13 protein-coding genes and 1 tRNA gene are annotated in these 18120 nt (G+C 67.8%); 12 read left to right on the plus strand and 2 right to left on the minus strand.

The window, feature by feature from the left end; genetic code table 11:
• Positions 1-221 precede the first annotated feature (221 nt).
• Complete coding sequence (locus MKW14_RS17155) at positions 222-1280, plus strand: UDP-N-acetylmuramate dehydrogenase (RefSeq protein ID WP_240863602.1); 1059 nt, start codon at positions 222-224, stop codon at positions 1278-1280.
• Here MKW14_RS17155 and MKW14_RS17160 read toward each other — a convergent pair.
• Positions 1267-2301 carry an adenosine deaminase gene (locus MKW14_RS17160; protein ID WP_240863418.1) on the minus strand — a complete coding sequence of 345 codons (1035 nt, stop codon included), beginning with the start codon at positions 2299-2301 and terminating at the stop codon, positions 1267-1269. The two genes, MKW14_RS17155 and MKW14_RS17160, sit on opposite strands and share 14 nt — an antisense overlap.
• Before the next feature lie 116 nt (positions 2302-2417).
• On the minus strand, positions 2418-3644 hold the full coding sequence (locus MKW14_RS17165) for a pyridoxal phosphate-dependent aminotransferase (RefSeq protein WP_240863419.1): 1227 nt from the start codon (positions 3642-3644) through the stop codon (positions 2418-2420).
• 305 nt (positions 3645-3949) lie between these two features.
• Here MKW14_RS17165 and MKW14_RS17170 point away from each other — a divergent pair.
• The 11 genes from MKW14_RS17170 to MKW14_RS17220 all read left to right on the plus strand — a co-directional run bounded on the left by MKW14_RS17170 (position 3950) and on the right by MKW14_RS17220 (position 18082).
• Positions 3950-4022: transfer RNA gene (locus MKW14_RS17170), tRNA-Trp, on the plus strand.
• Between the two features lie 105 nt (positions 4023-4127).
• Positions 4128-4412, plus strand: a complete 285-nt coding sequence (gene secE / locus MKW14_RS17175) for a preprotein translocase subunit SecE (protein ID WP_133043307.1) — start codon at positions 4128-4130, stop codon at positions 4410-4412.
• An 80-nt stretch (positions 4413-4492) separates the two neighbouring features.
• A complete protein-coding gene (gene nusG, locus MKW14_RS17180; RefSeq protein ID WP_240863420.1) occupies positions 4493-5353 on the plus strand; it encodes a transcription termination/antitermination protein NusG in 861 nt (286 codons plus the stop codon).
• A 167-nt stretch (positions 5354-5520) separates the two neighbouring features.
• Positions 5521-5955: a 50S ribosomal protein L11 gene (rplK, locus tag MKW14_RS17185; RefSeq protein ID WP_055515278.1), complete on the plus strand. Its 435-nt coding sequence runs from the start codon at positions 5521-5523 to the stop codon at positions 5953-5955.
• A 76-nt stretch (positions 5956-6031) separates the two neighbouring features.
• Positions 6032-6757, plus strand: a complete 726-nt coding sequence (gene rplA, locus MKW14_RS17190; protein WP_240863421.1) for a 50S ribosomal protein L1 — start codon at positions 6032-6034, stop codon at positions 6755-6757.
• A gap of 131 nt (positions 6758-6888) precedes the next feature.
• A complete protein-coding gene (locus MKW14_RS17195) occupies positions 6889-7755 on the plus strand; it encodes an SCO4651 family lipoprotein (protein ID WP_240863422.1) in 867 nt (288 codons plus the stop codon).
• A gap of 102 nt (positions 7756-7857) precedes the next feature.
• Positions 7858-8709 carry an SCO4651 family lipoprotein gene (locus MKW14_RS17200; RefSeq protein ID WP_240863423.1) on the plus strand — a complete coding sequence of 284 codons (852 nt, stop codon included), beginning with the start codon at positions 7858-7860 and terminating at the stop codon, positions 8707-8709.
• A 279-nt stretch (positions 8710-8988) separates the two neighbouring features.
• Positions 8989-9519 carry a 50S ribosomal protein L10 gene (gene rplJ, locus MKW14_RS17205; protein WP_240863424.1) on the plus strand — a complete coding sequence of 177 codons (531 nt, stop codon included), beginning with the start codon at positions 8989-8991 and terminating at the stop codon, positions 9517-9519.
• 121 nt (positions 9520-9640) lie between these two features.
• On the plus strand, positions 9641-10024 hold the full coding sequence (rplL, locus tag MKW14_RS17210; RefSeq protein ID WP_240863603.1) for a 50S ribosomal protein L7/L12: 384 nt from the start codon (positions 9641-9643) through the stop codon (positions 10022-10024).
• Positions 10025-10600: 576 nt separating this feature from the next.
• Positions 10601-14086 carry a DNA-directed RNA polymerase subunit beta gene (gene rpoB, locus MKW14_RS17215; protein ID WP_240863425.1) on the plus strand — a complete coding sequence of 1162 codons (3486 nt, stop codon included), beginning with the start codon at positions 10601-10603 and terminating at the stop codon, positions 14084-14086.
• A 96-nt stretch (positions 14087-14182) separates the two neighbouring features.
• Entirely contained in the window at positions 14183-18082 is a 3900-nt protein-coding gene (locus tag MKW14_RS17220) for a DNA-directed RNA polymerase subunit beta' (protein WP_240863426.1), read from the plus strand.
• Positions 18083-18120 lie beyond the last annotated feature (38 nt).

The following is an 18120-nucleotide window of genomic DNA, read 5'->3' on the forward strand; positions in this document are numbered from 1 at the left end:
CCCCCCACCCCCCCCCCCCCCCCCCCCCCCCCCCCCCCCCCCCAAACCCCCCCCCCCCCCCCCCCCACCCCCCCCCCCCCCCCCCCCCCCCCCCCCCCCCCCCCCCCCCCCCCGCCGCGGCACCGACCCCCAACCCACCGGATGCGCAACGCAAGCCCCCACCGAACCCGCACGGGCCGCCGCAGGCATCGCCCGCACCCCCACCCCGTACCCTTGAGCCCGTGCAGGAACGACACGACGCCCCCCTCGCCCCGCTCACCACCTTCCGCCTCGGCGGCCCGGCCAAGCGCCTGATCACCGCCACCACCGACGCCGAAGTGATCACAGCGGTCCGCGAGGCCGACGCCACCCACACCCCCCTCCTGCTGATCGGCGGCGGCTCCAATCTCGTCATCGCCGACAAGGGCTTCGACGGCACCGCCCTCCGCATCGCCATCAGCGGCTACGAACTGCACGGCACGACCCTCGAACTCGCCGCCGGCGAGGTGTGGACCGACGCAGTCGCCCGCACCGTCGAGGCCGGCCTGGCCGGCATCGAGTGCCTCGCCGGCATCCCGGGCTCCGCCGGCGCGACCCCCATCCAGAACGTCGGCGCCTACGGCCAGGAGGTCTCCTCCACCATCACGGAGGTCATCGCCTACGACCGCCGCACCGCCGAAACGGTGACCCTCACCAACGAGGAGTGCGCCTTCTCGTACCGCCACAGCCGCTTCAAGGCCGACCCCGAGCGCTACGTCGTCCTGCGCGTCCGCTTCCAGCTCGAAGACGCCGACGGCCTCTCGGCACCGATCAAGTACGCCGAAACAGCCCGCGCCCTGGGCGTGGAGCCCGGCGACCGCGTCCCCCTGGCGGACGCCCGCGACACCGTACTGAAGCTGCGCGCCGGCAAGGGGATGGTCCTGGACCCCGAGGACCACGACACCTGGTCGGCCGGCTCCTTCTTCACCAACCCGATCCTCACCCGCGACCAGTTCGCCGAGTTCCACGCGCGCGTGCGCGCCCACTTGGGCGAGGGCGTCGAACCGCCCGCCTACCCGGCGGGAGAGGGCCACACCAAGACCTCCGCGGCCTGGCTGATCGACAAGGCGGGCTTCACCAAGGGCTACGGCACCGGCCCGGCCCGCATCTCCACCAAGCACACGCTGGCCCTGACGAACCGGGGCAACGCGACGACCGAGGACCTCCTGAGCCTGGCCCGCGAGGTCGTGGCCGGCGTCCACGACACCTTCGGCATCACGCTGGTCAACGAGCCCGTGACAGTGAACGTCAGCTTGCGCTGAGCCAGTCGTCCACCCCCGTCAGCAGCCGCGCCTTCACGGCCTCCGGCGCCGCCGAAGCGCGTACCGACTGCCGCGCCAGTTCCGCCAACTCCTCGTCCGTGAAGCCGTGATGGCGCCGCGCGATCTCGTACTGCGCGGCCAGCCGGGAACCGAACAGCAGCGGGTCGTCGGCGCCCAGCGCCATCGGCACACCGGCCTCGAAGAAGGTCCTCAGGGGCACGTCTTCAGGCTTCTCGTACACCCCCAGAGCGACGTTCGAGGCAGGGCACACCTCGCACGTCACCCCCCGCTCCGCCAGCCGCTTCAGCAGCCGCGGATCCTCCGCCGCCCGCACCCCGTGGCCGATCCGGTCGGCGTCCAGGTCGTCGAGGCAGTCCCGCACCGACGCGGGCCCGGTCAGCTCACCCCCGTGCGGAGCCGACAGCAGACCGCCCTCCCGCGCGATGTGGAAGGCACGGTCGAAGTCGCGGGCCATGCCCCGCCGTTCGTCGTTCGACAGCCCGAATCCCACGACGCCCTGCTCGGCGTACCGCACGGCGAGCCGGGCCAGCGTCCGCGCGTCCAGCGGATGTTTCATCCGGTTGGCGGCGACGAGCACCCGCATGCCGAGCCCCGTCTCCCGCGAGGTCGTCTCCACCGCGTCCAGGATGATCTCGAGCGCCGGGATCAGGCCGCCCAGCCGCGGCGCGTACGACGTCGGATCGACCTGGATCTCCAGCCACCCGGCCCCGTCCCGGACGTCCTCCTCCGCGGCCTCGCGGACCAGCCGCTGGATGTCCTCGGGCTCTCTGAGACACGACCGCGCGGCGTCGTACAGGCGCTGGAAACGGAACCAGCCCCGCTCGTCCGTGGCCCGCAGCTTCGGCGGCTCCCCGCTGGTCAGTGCCTCGCTCAGCGTCTCCGGCAGCCGCACGCCGTACTTGTCGGCCAGTTCCAGGACGGTCCCCGGCCGCATCGACCCGGTGAAGTGCAGATGCAGATGGGCCTTGGGCAGCTCAGAGACATCACGTACACGTTCCATCCCAGGATCCTGCCGTACATCGACGACGTCCCGGAAGCGGATTCCCCTTTAGTGGTCTTGCTCGCACGAAAAAGCGAGCCCCCTCGCCCGAGGGAGCTCGCTTCTCGGCGGACGGGTCAGTCCCGCGCCTCCGCCAGCAGCTTCTGGATCCGGCTGACGCCCTCGACGAGATCCTCGTCACCCAGCGCGTACGACAGCCGCAGATACCCGGGCGTGCCGAACGCCTCACCCGGGACGACCGCGACCTCGGCCTCCTCCAGGATCAGCGCGGCCAGCTCGACCGTGTCCTGCGGCCGCTTGCCGCGGATCTCCTTGCCGAGCAGCGCCTTCACCGAGGGGTAGGCGTAGAAGGCGCCCTCCGGCTCGGGGCACACCACGCCGTCGATCTCGTTGAGCATCCGCACGATCGTCCTGCGGCGCCGGTCGAAGGCCTCGCGCATTGTCGCCACGGCCTCCAGGTCCCCGGAGACGGCGGCGAGGGCGGCGACCTGCGCGACGTTCGACACGTTCGACGTGGCGTGCGACTGCAGGTTGGTCGCGGCCTTGACCACGTCCTTCGGGCCGATGACCCAGCCCACGCGCCAGCCGGTCATGGCGTACGTCTTCGCCACACCGTTGACCACGACGCACTTGTCGCGCAGCTCGGGCAGCAGCGCCGGCAGGGAGACGGCGGTCGCGTCGCCGTACACCAGGTGCTCGTAGATCTCGTCGGTCAGCACCCACAGGCCGTGCTCGACGGCCCAGCGGCCGATCGCCTCGGTCTCGGCCTCGGTGTAGACCGCGCCGGTCGGGTTGGAGGGGGAGACGAAGAGGACGACCTTGGTCTTCTCCGTGCGGGCCGCCTTCAGCTGCTCGACGGAGACCCGGTAGCCGGTCGTCTCGTCGGCGACGACCTCCACCGGGACGCCGCCGGCCAGCCGGATCGACTCGGGGTACGTCGTCCAGTACGGCGCGGGGACGATGACCTCGTCGCCCGGGTCGAGGATCGCGGCGAAGGCCTCGTAGATGGCCTGCTTGCCGCCGTTGGTGACCAGGATCTGCGAGACGTCGGGCTCCCAGCCGGAGTCGCGCAGCGTCTTGGCGGCGATCGCGGCCTTCAGCTCGGGCAGACCGCCGGCCGGCGTGTACCGGTGGTACTTGGGGTTCTTGCAGGCCTCGACGGCCGCGTCGACGATGTAGTCCGGGGTCGGGAAGTCGGGCTCACCGGCGCCGAAGCCGATCACCGGACGCCCGGCGGCCTTGAGGGCCTTGGCCTTGGCGTCCACGGCGAGGGTGGCGGACTCGGAGATCGCGCCGACTCGGGCGGAGACCCGGCGCTCGGTGGGAGGGGTTGCAGCGCTCATGGGGCCCATCGTTCCAGACCGGAAACATGGCGGGCACGTGGGTTTCACAGACTGAACATGTAGGGGTCGGCCACTGAACACCCGTCCGGAATCATGAGGTGCGCCCGTCCGGAATCACGCGGTGGCCTGGGTGATCTTCCGGGGTTCCACGGCGATCTTCCGCCGTCAACGCCCCCACGGGCACTTTCTGTTCGACGGGGCGCTCCGGACCACGTACACTCTCACCTCGTTGGCCATCAGCAGCCGCGCCGCAAGCGGTGCACACCGAGCACTCGGTCGGATGCGGTAGGTTGGGGGACACACAAAGGGTCGTAGCTCAATTGGTAGAGCACCGGTCTCCAAAACCGGCGGTTGGGGGTTCAAGTCCCTCCGGCCCTGCTACACACACCTCCACCAGGTGTGCGCACGTACGTACAGCAACGCACCGCCGTGCGGCTCAGACCGGGCGCGGCACGGCCACGACCCGGGAACAGGTGAGGACGAATGGCGGACGCCGTGGGCTCCATCGACACGCCTGATGCCCAGGACGAGGCACAGGAGACGAAGAAGGCCCGCAAGGGTGGCAAGCGGGCCAAGAAGGGTCCGCTCAAGAGGCTTGCCCTTTTCTACCGGCAGGTCGTCGCCGAGCTTCGCAAGGTCGTCTGGCCGACGCGTAACCAGCTGACGTCGTACACCACCGTGGTGATCTTCTTCGTCGCCATCATGATCGCCCTGGTGACCGTGATTGACTATGGACTCAGCCACGCCGCCAAGTACGTCTTCGGCTGAGCCGACTGCGAAGGGCGCCGTGGTTACCGGCGCCCCTTTCGCGTGTTCCACCCCTATGTATCCAGGAAGAAGCAGCCACCGTGTCTGAGCAGAACCTGAACGACGCCATCGAGCCCGACGAGTCTGTCGACGACGAGCTCGACATCGTCGAGGGCGCGGACGAGCAGGACGAGTTCGAGGCTGCCGAGGCCGAGCTGGGGGAGGCCGCCGAGGAGGACGCCGTCCACGTCGTGGACGAGGACGCCGACGAGGACACGGACTCCGCGGCCGGCGAGGACGCCGAGGAAGCGGAGGAAGCCGCCGTCGAGGAGGAGACCGAGCCGGTCGACCCCGTCGAGGCCCTCCGCGAGGAGCTGCGCACGCTGCCCGGCGAGTGGTACGTCATCCACACCTACGCCGGCTACGAGAACCGCGTGAAGACCAACCTGGAGCAGCGCGCCGTCTCGCTGAACGTCGAGGACTACATCTTCCAGGCCGAGGTGCCGCAGGAAGAGGTCGTCCAGATCAAGAACGGCGACCGCAAGACGATCAAGCAGAACAAGCTGCCGGGTTACGTCCTGGTCCGCATGGACCTGACGAACGAGTCCTGGGGCGTCGTCCGCAACACCCCCGGTGTCACCGGCTTCGTCGGCAACGCCTACGACCCGTACCCCCTGACGCTGGACGAGATCGTCAAGATGCTCGCCCCGGAGGCCGAGGAGAAGGCCGCCCGCGAGGCCGCCGAGGCCGAGGGCAAGCCGGCTCCGCAGCGCAAGGTCGAGGTCCAGGTGCTGGACTTCGAGGTGGGCGACTCGGTCACCGTCACCGACGGCCCGTTCGCCACGCTGCAGGCGACCATCAACGAGATCAACCCGGACTCGAAGAAGGTCAAGGGTCTCGTCGAGATCTTCGGCCGCGAGACGCCGGTCGAGCTGTCCTTCGACCAGATCCAGAAGAACTAGCCGCCACCGCACAGAGCTTCCGAGCAGGTCAGGCGACCGTTCCGGCGATCGCCTGACCTGCTCGGTTTTTGGCCGCGCATCTATACCCGTTATCGTTGTGCGGTATGCCTGCGTTCGGGTGCCCCCCGTAGGCAGGCAGGACCCGAACCGAAAGGACCCGGAGAGCAATGCCTCCCAAGAAGAAGAAGGTCACGGGGCTCATCAAGCTCCAGATCAACGCCGGTGCGGCGAACCCCGCCCCGCCGGTCGGCCCCGCGCTCGGTCAGCACGGCGTCAACATCATGGAGTTCTGCAAGGCGTACAACGCCGCGACCGAGTCGCAGCGTGGCTGGGTGATCCCGGTGGAGATCACGGTCTACGAGGACCGTTCCTTCACCTTCATCACCAAGACGCCGCCGGCCGCGAAGATGATCCTCAAGGCCGCGGGTGTCGAGAAGGGCTCCGGCGAGCCGCACAAGACCAAGGTCGCCAAGATCACCGAGGCGCAGGTCCGCGAGATCGCCCAGACCAAGCTCCCCGACCTCAACGCCAACGACCTGGACGCCGCGTCGAAGATCATCGCCGGCACCGCCCGTTCCATGGGCATCACGGTCGAGGGCTGAGCCCCAATCCCCCAGCAGTAGTGGAAGGGCCTGCTCGGCCCGCACCACGACTCCTCAAGAACACACAGGAGCAGTAGTGAGCAAGCGCAGCAAGTCTCTCCGCGCTGCGGACGCCAAGATCGACCGGGAGAAGCTCTACGCCCCGCTCGAGGCCGTCCGTCTCGCCAAGGAGACCTCCACGACCAAGTTCGACGGCACCGTCGAGGTCGCCTTCCGCCTGGGTGTCGACCCGCGCAAGGCCGACCAGATGGTCCGTGGCACCGTGAACCTCCCGCACGGCACCGGTAAGACCGCCCGGGTCCTGGTCTTCGCGACCGGTGACCGTGCCGAGGCCGCGCGTGCCGCGGGCGCCGACATCGTCGGCGCCGACGAGCTGATCGACGAGGTCTCGAAGGGCCGCCTGGACTTCGACGCCGTCGTCGCCACCCCGGACCTCATGGGCAAGGTCGGCCGCCTCGGCCGTGTGCTCGGTCCCCGTGGTCTCATGCCGAACCCCAAGACCGGCACCGTGACCCCGGACGTGACGAAGGCCGTCAACGACATCAAGGGCGGCAAGATCGAGTTCCGCGTCGACAAGCACTCGAACCTGCACTTCATCATCGGCAAGACGTCCTTCGAGGACGACAAGCTGGTGGAGAACTACGGCGCCGCGCTGGAGGAGATCCTCCGTCTGAAGCCGTCCGCCGCCAAGGGTCGTTACATCAAGAAGGCCGCGGTCTCCACCACCATGGGCCCCGGCATCCCGGTCGACCCGAACCGCACCCGCAACCTCCTCGTCGAGGAGGACCCGGCCGCGGTCTGAGCCTGAGGCTCACCCCAGTCGGACGACGGGCCCCGCACCTGCCCAGGTGCGGGGCCCGTTCCCTTTTGCGGTACACGCGCGCGTGCCCTGAGTTAGCGTGCGAGCAGGGCGATCGCACAGGGGTGGGCCGTATGAAGAGCACGACCGTGCGCCGCGCGGCCCTGACGGCCGCGGCGGTGCTCGCGCTCTCCGCGACGGCCGCGTGCACGTCCTCCGGGGGTTCGGGGCAGGACGAGCCGTCCCGGAAGGCCGCGGTCCCCGCCGCCGTCACCGCCGCCCTGCGCAGCGCCGAACGCTCCACCGACCGGGCCGAGTCGGCCCGGGTCCGCTCCAGCACGACCATGGGCTCCGAGCTGTCCATGACGGCGGACGGCGTCCTCGCCTGGAGCGACGGCACGACCGGCACGGTCACCATCACCTACACCAGCGGCACGACCGCCGACCTCATGCGCCGTCTCGGCACGACGTCCATGGAGGCCCGCTATCTGCCGGACGCCTACTACGCGCGCATGGGCGAGCAGTTCGCCCGGCAGGCCGGCGGCAGGCACTGGATCCGGTACGGCTACGACGATCTCGCCGACCTCGGCGGCGGCTCCGGCGCCGAGCTGAAGAACCAGATGCGGTCCACCACGCCCAACCAGTCCGTGAAGCTGCTGCTGGCCTCCGGCGATGTGCGCGAGGTCGGCGCGGAGAAGGTGCGCGGCGAGAACACCACGCACTACGCCGGCACCGTGCGGCTCGCCGACCTCGCGGCCGGGGAGCTGAGGAAGCAGCTCACCGAGGCCGGCGTCGACAGGGAGAGCGTCGACATCTGGGTAAACGACCGGGACCTGCTGGTCAAGAAGGTCGAGCGGGGCCGGACGGCGAGCGGCGCCTACACACAGACCGCGTACTACAGCGACTACGGCGTGCGGGTCTCGGCGGCCCGGCCTCCTGCGGGGGACACCGAGGACTTCCGGCAGTTGCTGAAGAAACAGGGGCTCACTCCTGACGCGTGAGGTTATTCGGCAGCACTTTGCACTCCCTTGGGGATAGGCTCACAGCACACCTGTGTATCGACCATGTGTTCCATGTGTTCCGTGTTCCTTTGGGGGGAATCGATGAGGTCTGCTGTACGTGGTTCTGTGCGCCGCCGGGCGACGGCGGCCGGACTCGCCGCCCTGCTGCTCGCCGGGGGAGCGGTGGCCTGCGGGAAGGGCGACCAGTCGCCGGAGATGTCGCCTGTCGCGGCCGTGGCCAAGGCCGCGAAGAAGACGCAGAACATCACGTCCCTGCACTACCGCATGAAGGGCACGTACCCCGAGCAGGGGCAGATGACGGCCGAGGCCTCCATGCGGCTCAAGCCCACCGTCGCGATGAGCATGAAGATGAACGTGCCCTCCCAGGGCGCCGAGGGCGCCGCGGAGATCCGGCTCGTCGACAAGGCCATGTACATCGGCGGCAATCCCGAGATGTCCAAGGAGATGGACGGCAAGACCTGGCTCAAGTTCGACCTGTCCGCCCTCGGCGACAAGGGGCTCGGCGCGGGTGCGCCGGGCGCCGGCCAGGCCGAGCAGAACCCGGCGGCCGAGTCCGGCTTCCTCACCGGCGCCAAGGACCTGAAGAAGATCGGCACAGAGACCGTCGACGGTGTGAAGACGACCCACTACCGGGGCACCCTCACCCTCGACGAGCTCAAGGCCTCCCTGAAGAAGGAGAGCAAGGACGTCCGCGAGCAGCGTGAGAAGAGCCTCCAGCAGTACGAGAAGCTCGGCGTCGACACGATGACGATGGACATGTGGATCGACGGCCAGGACCGCACCAAGCAGTTCCGGATGAAGGGCCAGGCCGACAAGGGCCCGCTCGACATGACGATCACCTTCGTCGACTACAACAAGCCGGTCGCCGTCACCGCCCCGCCCGCCAAGGACGTCGCCGACCTCGCCGAGATGATGAAGGGCGTCCAGGGCTGAGCCGTACGACCGGATTTGCCTCGCGGCGATCCGGTCCCGTACTCTCCTACAGAAGCCAAAGACCGCTGGTCGTTGCCGTGCGCTCGGAAGAGGGCCCGGTGGCCGAAGGATCCGCTGAACCGCGGACGACCCGCGCAGGTGACTGTGGAAGTGCTCCCGGACCGCCCCTGACCTGGGGTCGCCCGGTCGAGCTACGCCCCGTGCGCCTGCGCCGGGGCGTTTCGTTTTCCCCAGCCCCTTCCGAGCGGTCGTCATCACCCGGAAGGAGGCCGACGCTCTATGGCAAGGCCCGACAAGGCTGCCGCGGTAGCCGAGCTGACGGAGCAGTTCCGCAGCTCGAGCGCCGCCGTGCTGACCGAGTACCGGGGTCTCACCGTGGCGCAGCTCAAGACGCTGCGCCGCTCGCTCGGTGAGAACGCCCAGTACGCCGTGGTGAAGAACACGCTGACCAAGATTGCGGCCAACGAGGCCGGGATCACGACGCTCGACGACCTGTTCAACGGTCCGACGGCGGTCGCCTTCGTCACCGGTGACCCGGTGGAGTCGGCGAAGGGTCTTCGTGACTTCGCCAAGGACAACCCGAACCTCGTCATCAAGGGCGGTGTCCTTGACGGCAAGGCTCTGTCCGCCGACGAGATCAAGAAGCTTGCGGACCTCGAGTCCCGCGAGGTTCTGCTCGCCAAGCTGGCGGGCGCCATGAAGGGCAAGCAGACGCAGGCTGCACAGCTCTTCCAGGCGCTTCCGACGAAGCTCGTCCGGACCGTGGACGCGCTGCGCGCCAAGCAGGACGAGCAGGGCGGTGCCGAGTAACTCGGCTCGCATCATGACCGCCGTCTGAGGCAGCCGCCGCAGGCAGTGGTCGTAGCGGGCCGAACGTACGCCCGCCTTACATGTACATCCGGCACCAGCCGAAATTAGTGGAAGGAAAGCCATCGTGGCTCTCACCCAGGACGAACTGCTCGCCGAGTTCGAGGGCATGACCCTCATCCAGCTCTCCGAGTTCGTGAAGGCGTTCGAGGAGAAGTTCGACGTCACCGCCGCCGCCGCGGCCGTCGTCGCCGGCCCCGCCGGTCCGGCCGCCCCGGTCGAGGCCGCTGAGGAGAAGGACGAGTTCGACGTCATCCTCACCGGCGCCGGCGACAAGAAGATCCAGGTCATCAAGGTCGTGCGTGAGCTGACCTCCCTCGGCCTGAAGGAGGCCAAGGACCTGGTCGACGGTGCGCCGAAGCCGGTTCTGGAGAAGGTCAACAAGGAGGCCGCCGACAAGGCCAAGGAGTCCCTCGAGGGCGCCGGTGCCTCCGTCGAGGTCAAGTAAGACCTCTCGGGTCCGCCAGGATCCACGTGCGCCGCAGCCGTCGTGACAGAGGGCTGTAACGCTCAAGCGTCGAGGAGCGATCATCCATCCGGGTGGTCGCTCCTCGGCGTTCCTGGGGGCGCGGCCACGGTCACCTTGCGGGCTCGTATGCGAGGGGTATGGTGATCTTCGTCGTGTCTCCCGGAACTCCGGTTCGGGCAAGGGGGCCTTGACGAACCGCACGCAGCGCGCAATTCTCAGGACGCGTCGCCAGAACGGTCCGAATCCGAGGCATGGATCGGCGACGAAGAGGGCAGTATCAACGTGCGTTGAGGGCAGGCATGCCGAGGGCGTTGAGGACAACGAGGGTCTCAGAAAAGCGGGGCTGGACATCAGTGCGCCAAGTGGCTACACTGACCCTTTGCGCTGCCTGTTAGCTGTCCCCTGCCCGTCACCAGGGGTCTGCCCTCGCCTCAGCATTGCCGACCGGATCATCCCTGACCTGGCCTTTTGCCAGATCGGGAAGAGCCTGCCGTGATGCGGTGGCAAGGGGCCGGGGAGCGCGTAGTGAGTCCGAGCCCTCGGAAGGACCCCCTCTTGGCCGCCTCGCGCACTGCCTCGACCGCGAATACGAACAACGGCGCCAGCACCGCCCCGCTGCGCATCTCTTTTGCAAAGATCAAGGAGCCTCTCGAGGTTCCCAACCTGCTCGCGCTGCAGACCGAGAGCTTTGACTGGCTGCTCGGCAACACCGCTTGGCAGAGTCGGGTCGAGGAGGCTCTGGAGTCCGGTCAGGACGTCCCCACCAAGTCCGGTCTGGAGGAGATCTTCGAGGAGATCTCCCCGATCGAGGACTTCTCCGGGTCGATGTCGCTGACGTTCCGCGACCACCGTTTCGAGCCGCCGAAGAACAGCATCGACGAGTGCAAGGAGCGCGACTTCACGTACGCGGCCCCGCTCTTCGTCACGGCCGAGTTCACCAACAACGAGACCGGCGAGATCAAGTCCCAGACGGTCTTCATGGGCGACTTCCCGCTCATGACCAACAAGGGCACCTTCGTCATCAACGGCACCGAGCGTGTCGTGGTGTCGCAGCTGGTCCGCTCGCCCGGTGTCTACTTCGACTCCACCATCGACAAGACGTCCGACAAGGACATCTTCTCCGCCAAGATCATCCCCTCCCGGGGTGCCTGGCTGGAGATGGAGATCGACAAGCGTGACATGGTCGGTGTCCGTATCGACCGCAAGCGCAAGCAGTCCGTCACCGTTCTCCTGAAGGCTCTCGGCTGGACGACCGAGCAGATCCTGGAGGAGTTCGGCGAGTACGAGTCGATGCGCGCCACCCTGGAGAAGGACCACACCCAGGGCCAGGACGACGCGCTGCTCGACATCTACCGCAAGCTGCGTCCGGGCGAGCCGCCCACGCGTGAGGCCGCGCAGACGCTGCTGGAGAACCTGTACTTCAACCCCAAGCGCTACGACCTCGCCAAGGTCGGCCGCTACAAGGTCAACAAGAAGCTGGGTGCGGACGCCCCGCTGGACGCGGGCATCCTGACCGTCGAGGACATCATCTCGACGATCAAGTACCTGGTGAAGCTGCACGCCGGCGAGACCGAGACCGCCGGGGACAACGGCGACACGATCGTCGTCGAGACCGACGACATCGACCACTTCGGCAACCGTCGTCTGCGCAGCGTCGGCGAGCTCATCCAGAACCAGGTCCGCACGGGTCTGGCTCGTATGGAGCGCGTCGTGCGCGAGCGCATGACGACCCAGGACGTCGAGGCGATCACGCCGCAGACCCTGATCAACATCCGGCCGGTCGTCGCCTCCATCAAGGAGTTCTTCGGCACCAGCCAGCTGTCGCAGTTCATGGACCAGAACAACCCGCTGTCGGGTCTCACCCACAAGCGCCGTCTGTCGGCCCTTGGTCCGGGTGGTCTCTCCCGTGAGCGGGCCGGCTTCGAGGTCCGTGACGTGCACCCCTCGCACTACGGCCGCATGTGCCCGATCGAGACCCCCGAAGGCCCGAACATCGGTCTGATCGGCTCGCTCGCCTCCTACGGCCGGGTCAACGCGTTCGGTTTCGTCGAGACCCCGTACCGCAAGGTCGTCGACGGCCAGGTCACCGACGAGGTGGACTACCTGACCGCCGACGAGGAGGACCGCTTCGTCATCGCGCAGGCCAACGCCACGCTCAACGACGACATGCGGTTCGCCGAGGCCCGGGTGCTCGTCCGCCGCCGTGGCGGCGAGGTCGACTACGTCGCCGGTGACGACGTGCACTACATGGACGTCTCGCCGCGCCAGATGGTGTCGGTCGCGACCGCCATGATCCCGTTCCTCGAGCACGACGACGCCAACCGTGCCCTCATGGGCGCGAACATGATGCGTCAGGCCGTGCCGCTGATCAAGAGCGAGTCCCCGCTCGTCGGCACCGGCATGGAGTACCGCTCCGCGGTCGACGCCGGCGACGTGGTCAAGGCCGAGAAGGCCGGTGTGGTCCAGGAGGTCTCCGCGGACTACATCACCACCGCCAACGACGACGGCACGTACATCACCTACCGGCTGGCCAAGTTCGCCCGCTCCAACCAGGGCACCTCGGTCAACCAGAAGGTCATCGTCAACGAGGGCGACCGGATCATCGAGGGCCAGGTCCTGGCCGACGGTCCGGCCACCCAGAACGGCGAGATGGCGCTCGGCAAGAACCTGCTGGTCGCGTTCATGCCGTGGGAGGGTCACAACTACGAGGACGCGATCATCCTGTCGCAGCGCCTCGTGCAGGACGACGTCCTCTCCTCGATCCACATCGAGGAGCACGAGGTCGACGCCCGTGACACCAAGCTCGGCCCCGAGGAGATCACCCGGGACATCCCGAACGTCTCCGAGGAGGTCCTCGCCGACCTCGACGAGCGCGGCATCATCCGCATCGGCGCCGAGGTCATCGCCGGTGACATCCTCGTCGGCAAGGTCACCCCGAAGGGTGAGACCGAGCTGACGCCGGAGGAGCGCCTGCTGCGCGCGATCTTCGGCGAGAAGGCCCGTGAGGTCCGTGACACCTCGCTGAAGGTGCCGCACGGCGAGACCGGCAAGGTCATCGGCGTGCGCGTCTTCGACCGCGAGGAGGGCGACGAGCTTCCCCCCGGTGTGAACCAGCTGGTGCGCGTCTACGTCGCGCAGAAGCGCAAGATCACCGACGGTGACAAGCTCGCCGGCCGGCACGGCAACAAGGGCGTCATCTCCAAGATCCTGCCGATCGAGGACATGCCGTTCCTGGAGGACGGCACCCCGGTCGACATCATCCTCAACCCGCTGGGTGTCCCGTCCCGAATGAACCCGGGACAGGTCCTGGAGATCCACCTCGGCTGGCTCGCCAGCCGCGGCTGGGACGTCTCCGGCCTCGCGGAGGAGTGGGCGCAGCGCCTCCAGGCGATCGGCGCCGACCAGGTCGACCCGGGCACGAACGTCGCGACCCCCGTCTTCGACGGTGCGCGCGAGGACGAGCTCGCGGGTCTGCTGCAGCACACCATCCCGAACCGGGACGGCGAGCGCATGGTGCTCCCGACCGGTAAGGCGCGGCTGTTCGACGGCCGTAGCGGTGAGCCGTTCCCGGACCCGATCTCGGTCGGCTACATGTACATCCTGAAGCTGCACCACCTGGTCGACGACAAGCTGCACGCCCGTTCCACCGGTCCGTACTCGATGATCACCCAGCAGCCGCTGGGTGGTAAGGCGCAGTTCGGTGGCCAGCGGTTCGGCGAGATGGAGGTGTGGGCGCTGGAGGCATACGGCGCCGCGTACGCCCTCCAGGAGCTGCTGACCATCAAGTCCGACGACGTCACCGGCCGCGTGAAGGTCTACGAGGCCATCGTCAAGGGGGAGAACATCCCCGAGCCCGGCATCCCCGAGTCCTTCAAGGTGCTCATCAAGGAGATGCAGTCGCTCTGCCTGAACGTGGAGGTGCTGTCCAGCGACGGTATGTCCATCGAGATGCGTGACACCGACGAGGACGTCTTCCGCGCTGCGGAGGAGCTCGGCATCGACCTGTCCCGGCGCGAGCCGAGCAGCGTCGAAGAGGTCTGACGGGAGTCCGGCGGGCCCTGACCGACCAGGGCCCGCCGACCCCCAGGCCCCCGTTTCAGACCAAAGACTCACAACCCTGAGAGGGATTGACGCATAGTGCTCGACGTCAACTTCTTCGACGAGCTCCGGATCGGCCTGGCCACCGCGGACGACATCCGTCAGTGGAGCCACGGCGAGGTCAAGAAGCCCGAGACCATCAACTACCGCACCCTCAAGCCCGAAAAGGACGGACTCTTCTGCGAGAAGATCTTCGGTCCGACCCGGGACTGGGAGTGCTACTGCGGCAAGTACAAGCGCGTCCGCTTCAAGGGCATCATCTGTGAGCGCTGCGGCGTCGAGGTCACTCGCGCCAAGGTGCGCCGTGAGCGGATGGGCCACATCGAGCTGGCCGCCCCCGTCACGCACATCTGGTACTTCAAGGGTGTCCCCTCGCGCCTCGGCTACCTGCTGGACCTGGCGCCCAAGGACCTCGAGAAGGTCATCTACTTCGCCGCGTACATGATCACGTACGTCGACGAGGAGCGCCGTACCCGCGACCTGCCCTCCCTGGAGGCGCACGTCTCCGTCGAGCGGCAGCAGATCGAGAACCGCCGGGACGCCGACCTGGAGGCCCGCGCCAAGAAGCTCGAGACCGACCTGGCCGAGCTGGAGGCCGAGGGCGCCAAGGCCGACGTGCGCCGCAAGGTGCGCGAGGGTGCCGAGCGCGAGATGAAGCAGCTGCGCGACCGCGCGCAGCGCGAGATCGACCGTCTCGACGAGGTGTGGACCCGGTTCAAGAACCTCAAGGTCCAGGACCTCGAGGGCGACGAGCTGCTCTACCGCGAGCTGCGCGACCGCTTCGGCACGTACTTCGACGGCTCGATGGGTGCCGCGGCGCTGCAGAAGCGCCTGGAGTCCTTCGACCTCGACGAGGAGGCCGAGCGCCTCCGCGAGATCATCCGTACCGGCAAGGGCCAGAAGAAGACCCGCGCCCTGAAGCGGCTGAAGGTCGTGTCCGCGTTCCTGCAGACCTCCAACAGCCCCAAGGGCATGGTCCTCGACTGCGTCCCGGTCATCCCGCCGGACCTCCGCCCGATGGTGCAGCTGGACGGTGGCCGCTTCGCGACCTCCGACCTGAACGACCTGTACCGCCGTGTGATCAACCGCAACAACCGTCTGAAGAGGCTCCTGGACCTCGGCGCGCCCGAGATCATCGTCAACAACGAGAAGCGCATGCTTCAGGAGGCCGTTGACGCCCTCTTCGACAACGGTCGTCGCGGCCGTCCGGTGACCGGCCCCGGCAACCGCCCGCTGAAGTCCCTCAGCGACATGCTGAAGGGCAAGCAGGGCCGTTTCCGTCAGAACCTGCTCGGCAAGCGTGTGGACTACTCCGCGCGTTCCGTGATCGTCGTCGGTCCGCAGCTGAAGCTGCACCAGTGCGGTCTGCCGAAGGCGATGGCGCTGGAGCTCTTCAAGCCGTTCGTGATGAAGCGCCTGGTCGACCTGAACCACGCGCAGAACATCAAGTCCGCCAAGCGCATGGTGGAGCGCGGCCGCACCGTCGTGTACGACGTCCTCGAAGAGGTCATCGCCGAGCACCCGGTGCTGCTCAACCGTGCCCCCACCCTGCACCGCCTCGGCATCCAGGCCTTCGAGCCGCAGCTGGTCGAGGGCAAGGCCATCCAGATCCACCCGCTCGTCTGCACCGCGTTCAACGCGGACTTCGACGGTGACCAGATGGCCGTACACCTGCCGCTGTCCGCGGAGGCGCAGGCCGAGGCCCGCATCCTGATGCTGTCCTCGAACAACATCCTCAAGCCCGCCGACGGCCGTCCGGTGACGATGCCGACCCAGGACATGGTCCTCGGTCTGTTCTTCCTCACCACCGACGGCGAGATGCGCAACGTCAAGGGCGAGGGCCGTTCCTTCGGCTCCGCGGCCGAGGCGATCATGGCGTTCGACGCGGGCGAGCTCTCGCTGCAGTCGAAGGTCGACATCCGCTTCCCCGTCGGCACCATCCCGCCCCGCGGGTGGACCCCGCCGGCGCAGGAGGAGGGCGAGCCGGAGTGGCAGCAGGGTGACAGCTTCCGTCTGAAGACCACGCTCGGCCGTGCGCTCTTCAACGAGCTGCTGCCCGAGGACTACCCGTTCGTCGACTACGAGGTCGGCAAGAAGCAGCTCTCCGAGATCGTCAACGACCTCGCCGAGCGCTACCCCAAGGTCATCGTGGCGGCGACGCTCGACAACCTGAAGGCGGCCGGCTTCTACTGGGCGACCCGTTCCGGTGTCACCGTCGCCATCTCCGACGTCGTCGTTCCCGAGGCGAAGAAGGAGATCGTCAAGGGCTACGAGGCGCAGGACGAGAAGGTCCAGAAGCAGTACGAGCGCGGTCTGATCACCAAGGACGAGCGCACGCAGGAACTCATCGCGATCTGGACCAAGGCGACCAACGAGGTCGCCGAGGCGATGAACGACAACTTCCCGAAGACCAACCCGATCTTCATGATGGTGAACTCGGGTGCACGAGGCAACATGATGCAGATGCGTCAGATCGCCGGTATGCGTGGTCTGGTGTCGAACGCGAAGAACGAGACGATCCCGCGTCCGATCAAGGCGTCCTTCCGTGAGGGTCTGTCCGTGCTGGAGTACTTCATCTCCACGCACGGTGCCCGTAAGGGTCTGGCGGACACCGCTCTGCGTACGGCCGACTCGGGTTACCTGACCCGTCGTCTGGTCGACGTCTCCCAGGACGTCATCATCCGCGAGGAGGACTGCGGCACCGAGCGCGGTCTCAAGCTCCACATCGCGGAGGTCGGCGCGGACGGCGTGCTGCGCAAGGCGGACAACGTCGAGACCAGCGTGTACGCACGTGCGCTGGCCGAGGACATCACCGTCGACGGCAAGGTGCTGGCCCCGGCCAACACCGACCTGGGCGACGTCCTCATCGACGAGCTGGTCAAGCACGGTGTCTCCGAGGTCAAGACCCGCTCGGTCCTGACCTGCGAGTCCGCCGTCGGCACCTGCGCGATGTGCTACGGCCGTTCGCTGGCCACCGGCAAGCTGGTCGACATCGGTGAGGCGGTCGGCATCATCGCCGCCCAGTCCATCGGTGAGCCCGGTACCCAGCTGACGATGCGTACCTTCCACACCGGTGGTGTGGCCGGTGACGACATCACCCAGGGTCTGCCGCGTGTCGTCGAGCTCTTCGAGGCCCGTACCCCGAAGGGTGTGGCTCCCATCTCCGAGGCGAGCGGCCGCGTTCGCATCGAAGAGACGGAGAAGACCAAGAAGATCGTCATCACCCCGGACGACGGCAGCGACGAGACGGCGTACCCGATCTCGAAGCGCGCCCGGCTCCTGGTCAGCGAGGGCGAGCACGTCGAGGTGGGCCAGAAGCTCACCGTGGGTGCCACCAACCCGCACGACGTGCTGCGCATCCTGGGCCAGCGTGCCGTCCAGGTCCACCTGGTCGGCGAGGTCCAGAAGGTCTACAACTCGCAGGGTGTGTCGATCCACGACAAGCACATCGAGATCATCATCCGGCAGATGCTGCGCCGTGTGACGATCATCGAGTCCGGCGACGCCGAGCTGCTGCCCGGTGAGCTGGTCGAGCGCTCGAAGTTCGAGCACGAGAACCGGCGTGTGGTCCAGGAGGGCGGTCACCCGGCCTCCGGTCGTCCGCAGCTCATGGGTATCACCAAGGCCTCGCTGGCCACGGAGTCCTGGCTGTCGGCGGCGTCCTTCCAGGAGACGACGCGAGTCCTCACGGACGCGGCGATCAACGCCAAGTCCGACTCGCTCATCGGCCTCAAGGAGAACGTCATCATCGGTAAGCTCATCCCGGCCGGTACGGGTCTGTCCCGCTACCGCAACATCCGGGTCGAGCCGACCGAGGAGGCCAAGGCCGCGATGTACTCGGCCGTCGGCTACGACGACATCGACTACTCGCCGTTCGGCACGGGCTCCGGCCAGGCCGTCCCGCTGGAGGACTACGACTACGGTCCGTACAACCAGTAAGCGAGCGTCCGCTTGAGTCGAAGGGCGGTCACCTCTTT

Source organism: Streptomyces gilvus (assembly GCF_022513565.1).
In the GTDB taxonomy this organism is placed as follows: Bacteria; Actinomycetota; Actinomycetes; order Streptomycetales; family Streptomycetaceae; genus Streptomyces; species Streptomyces gilvus.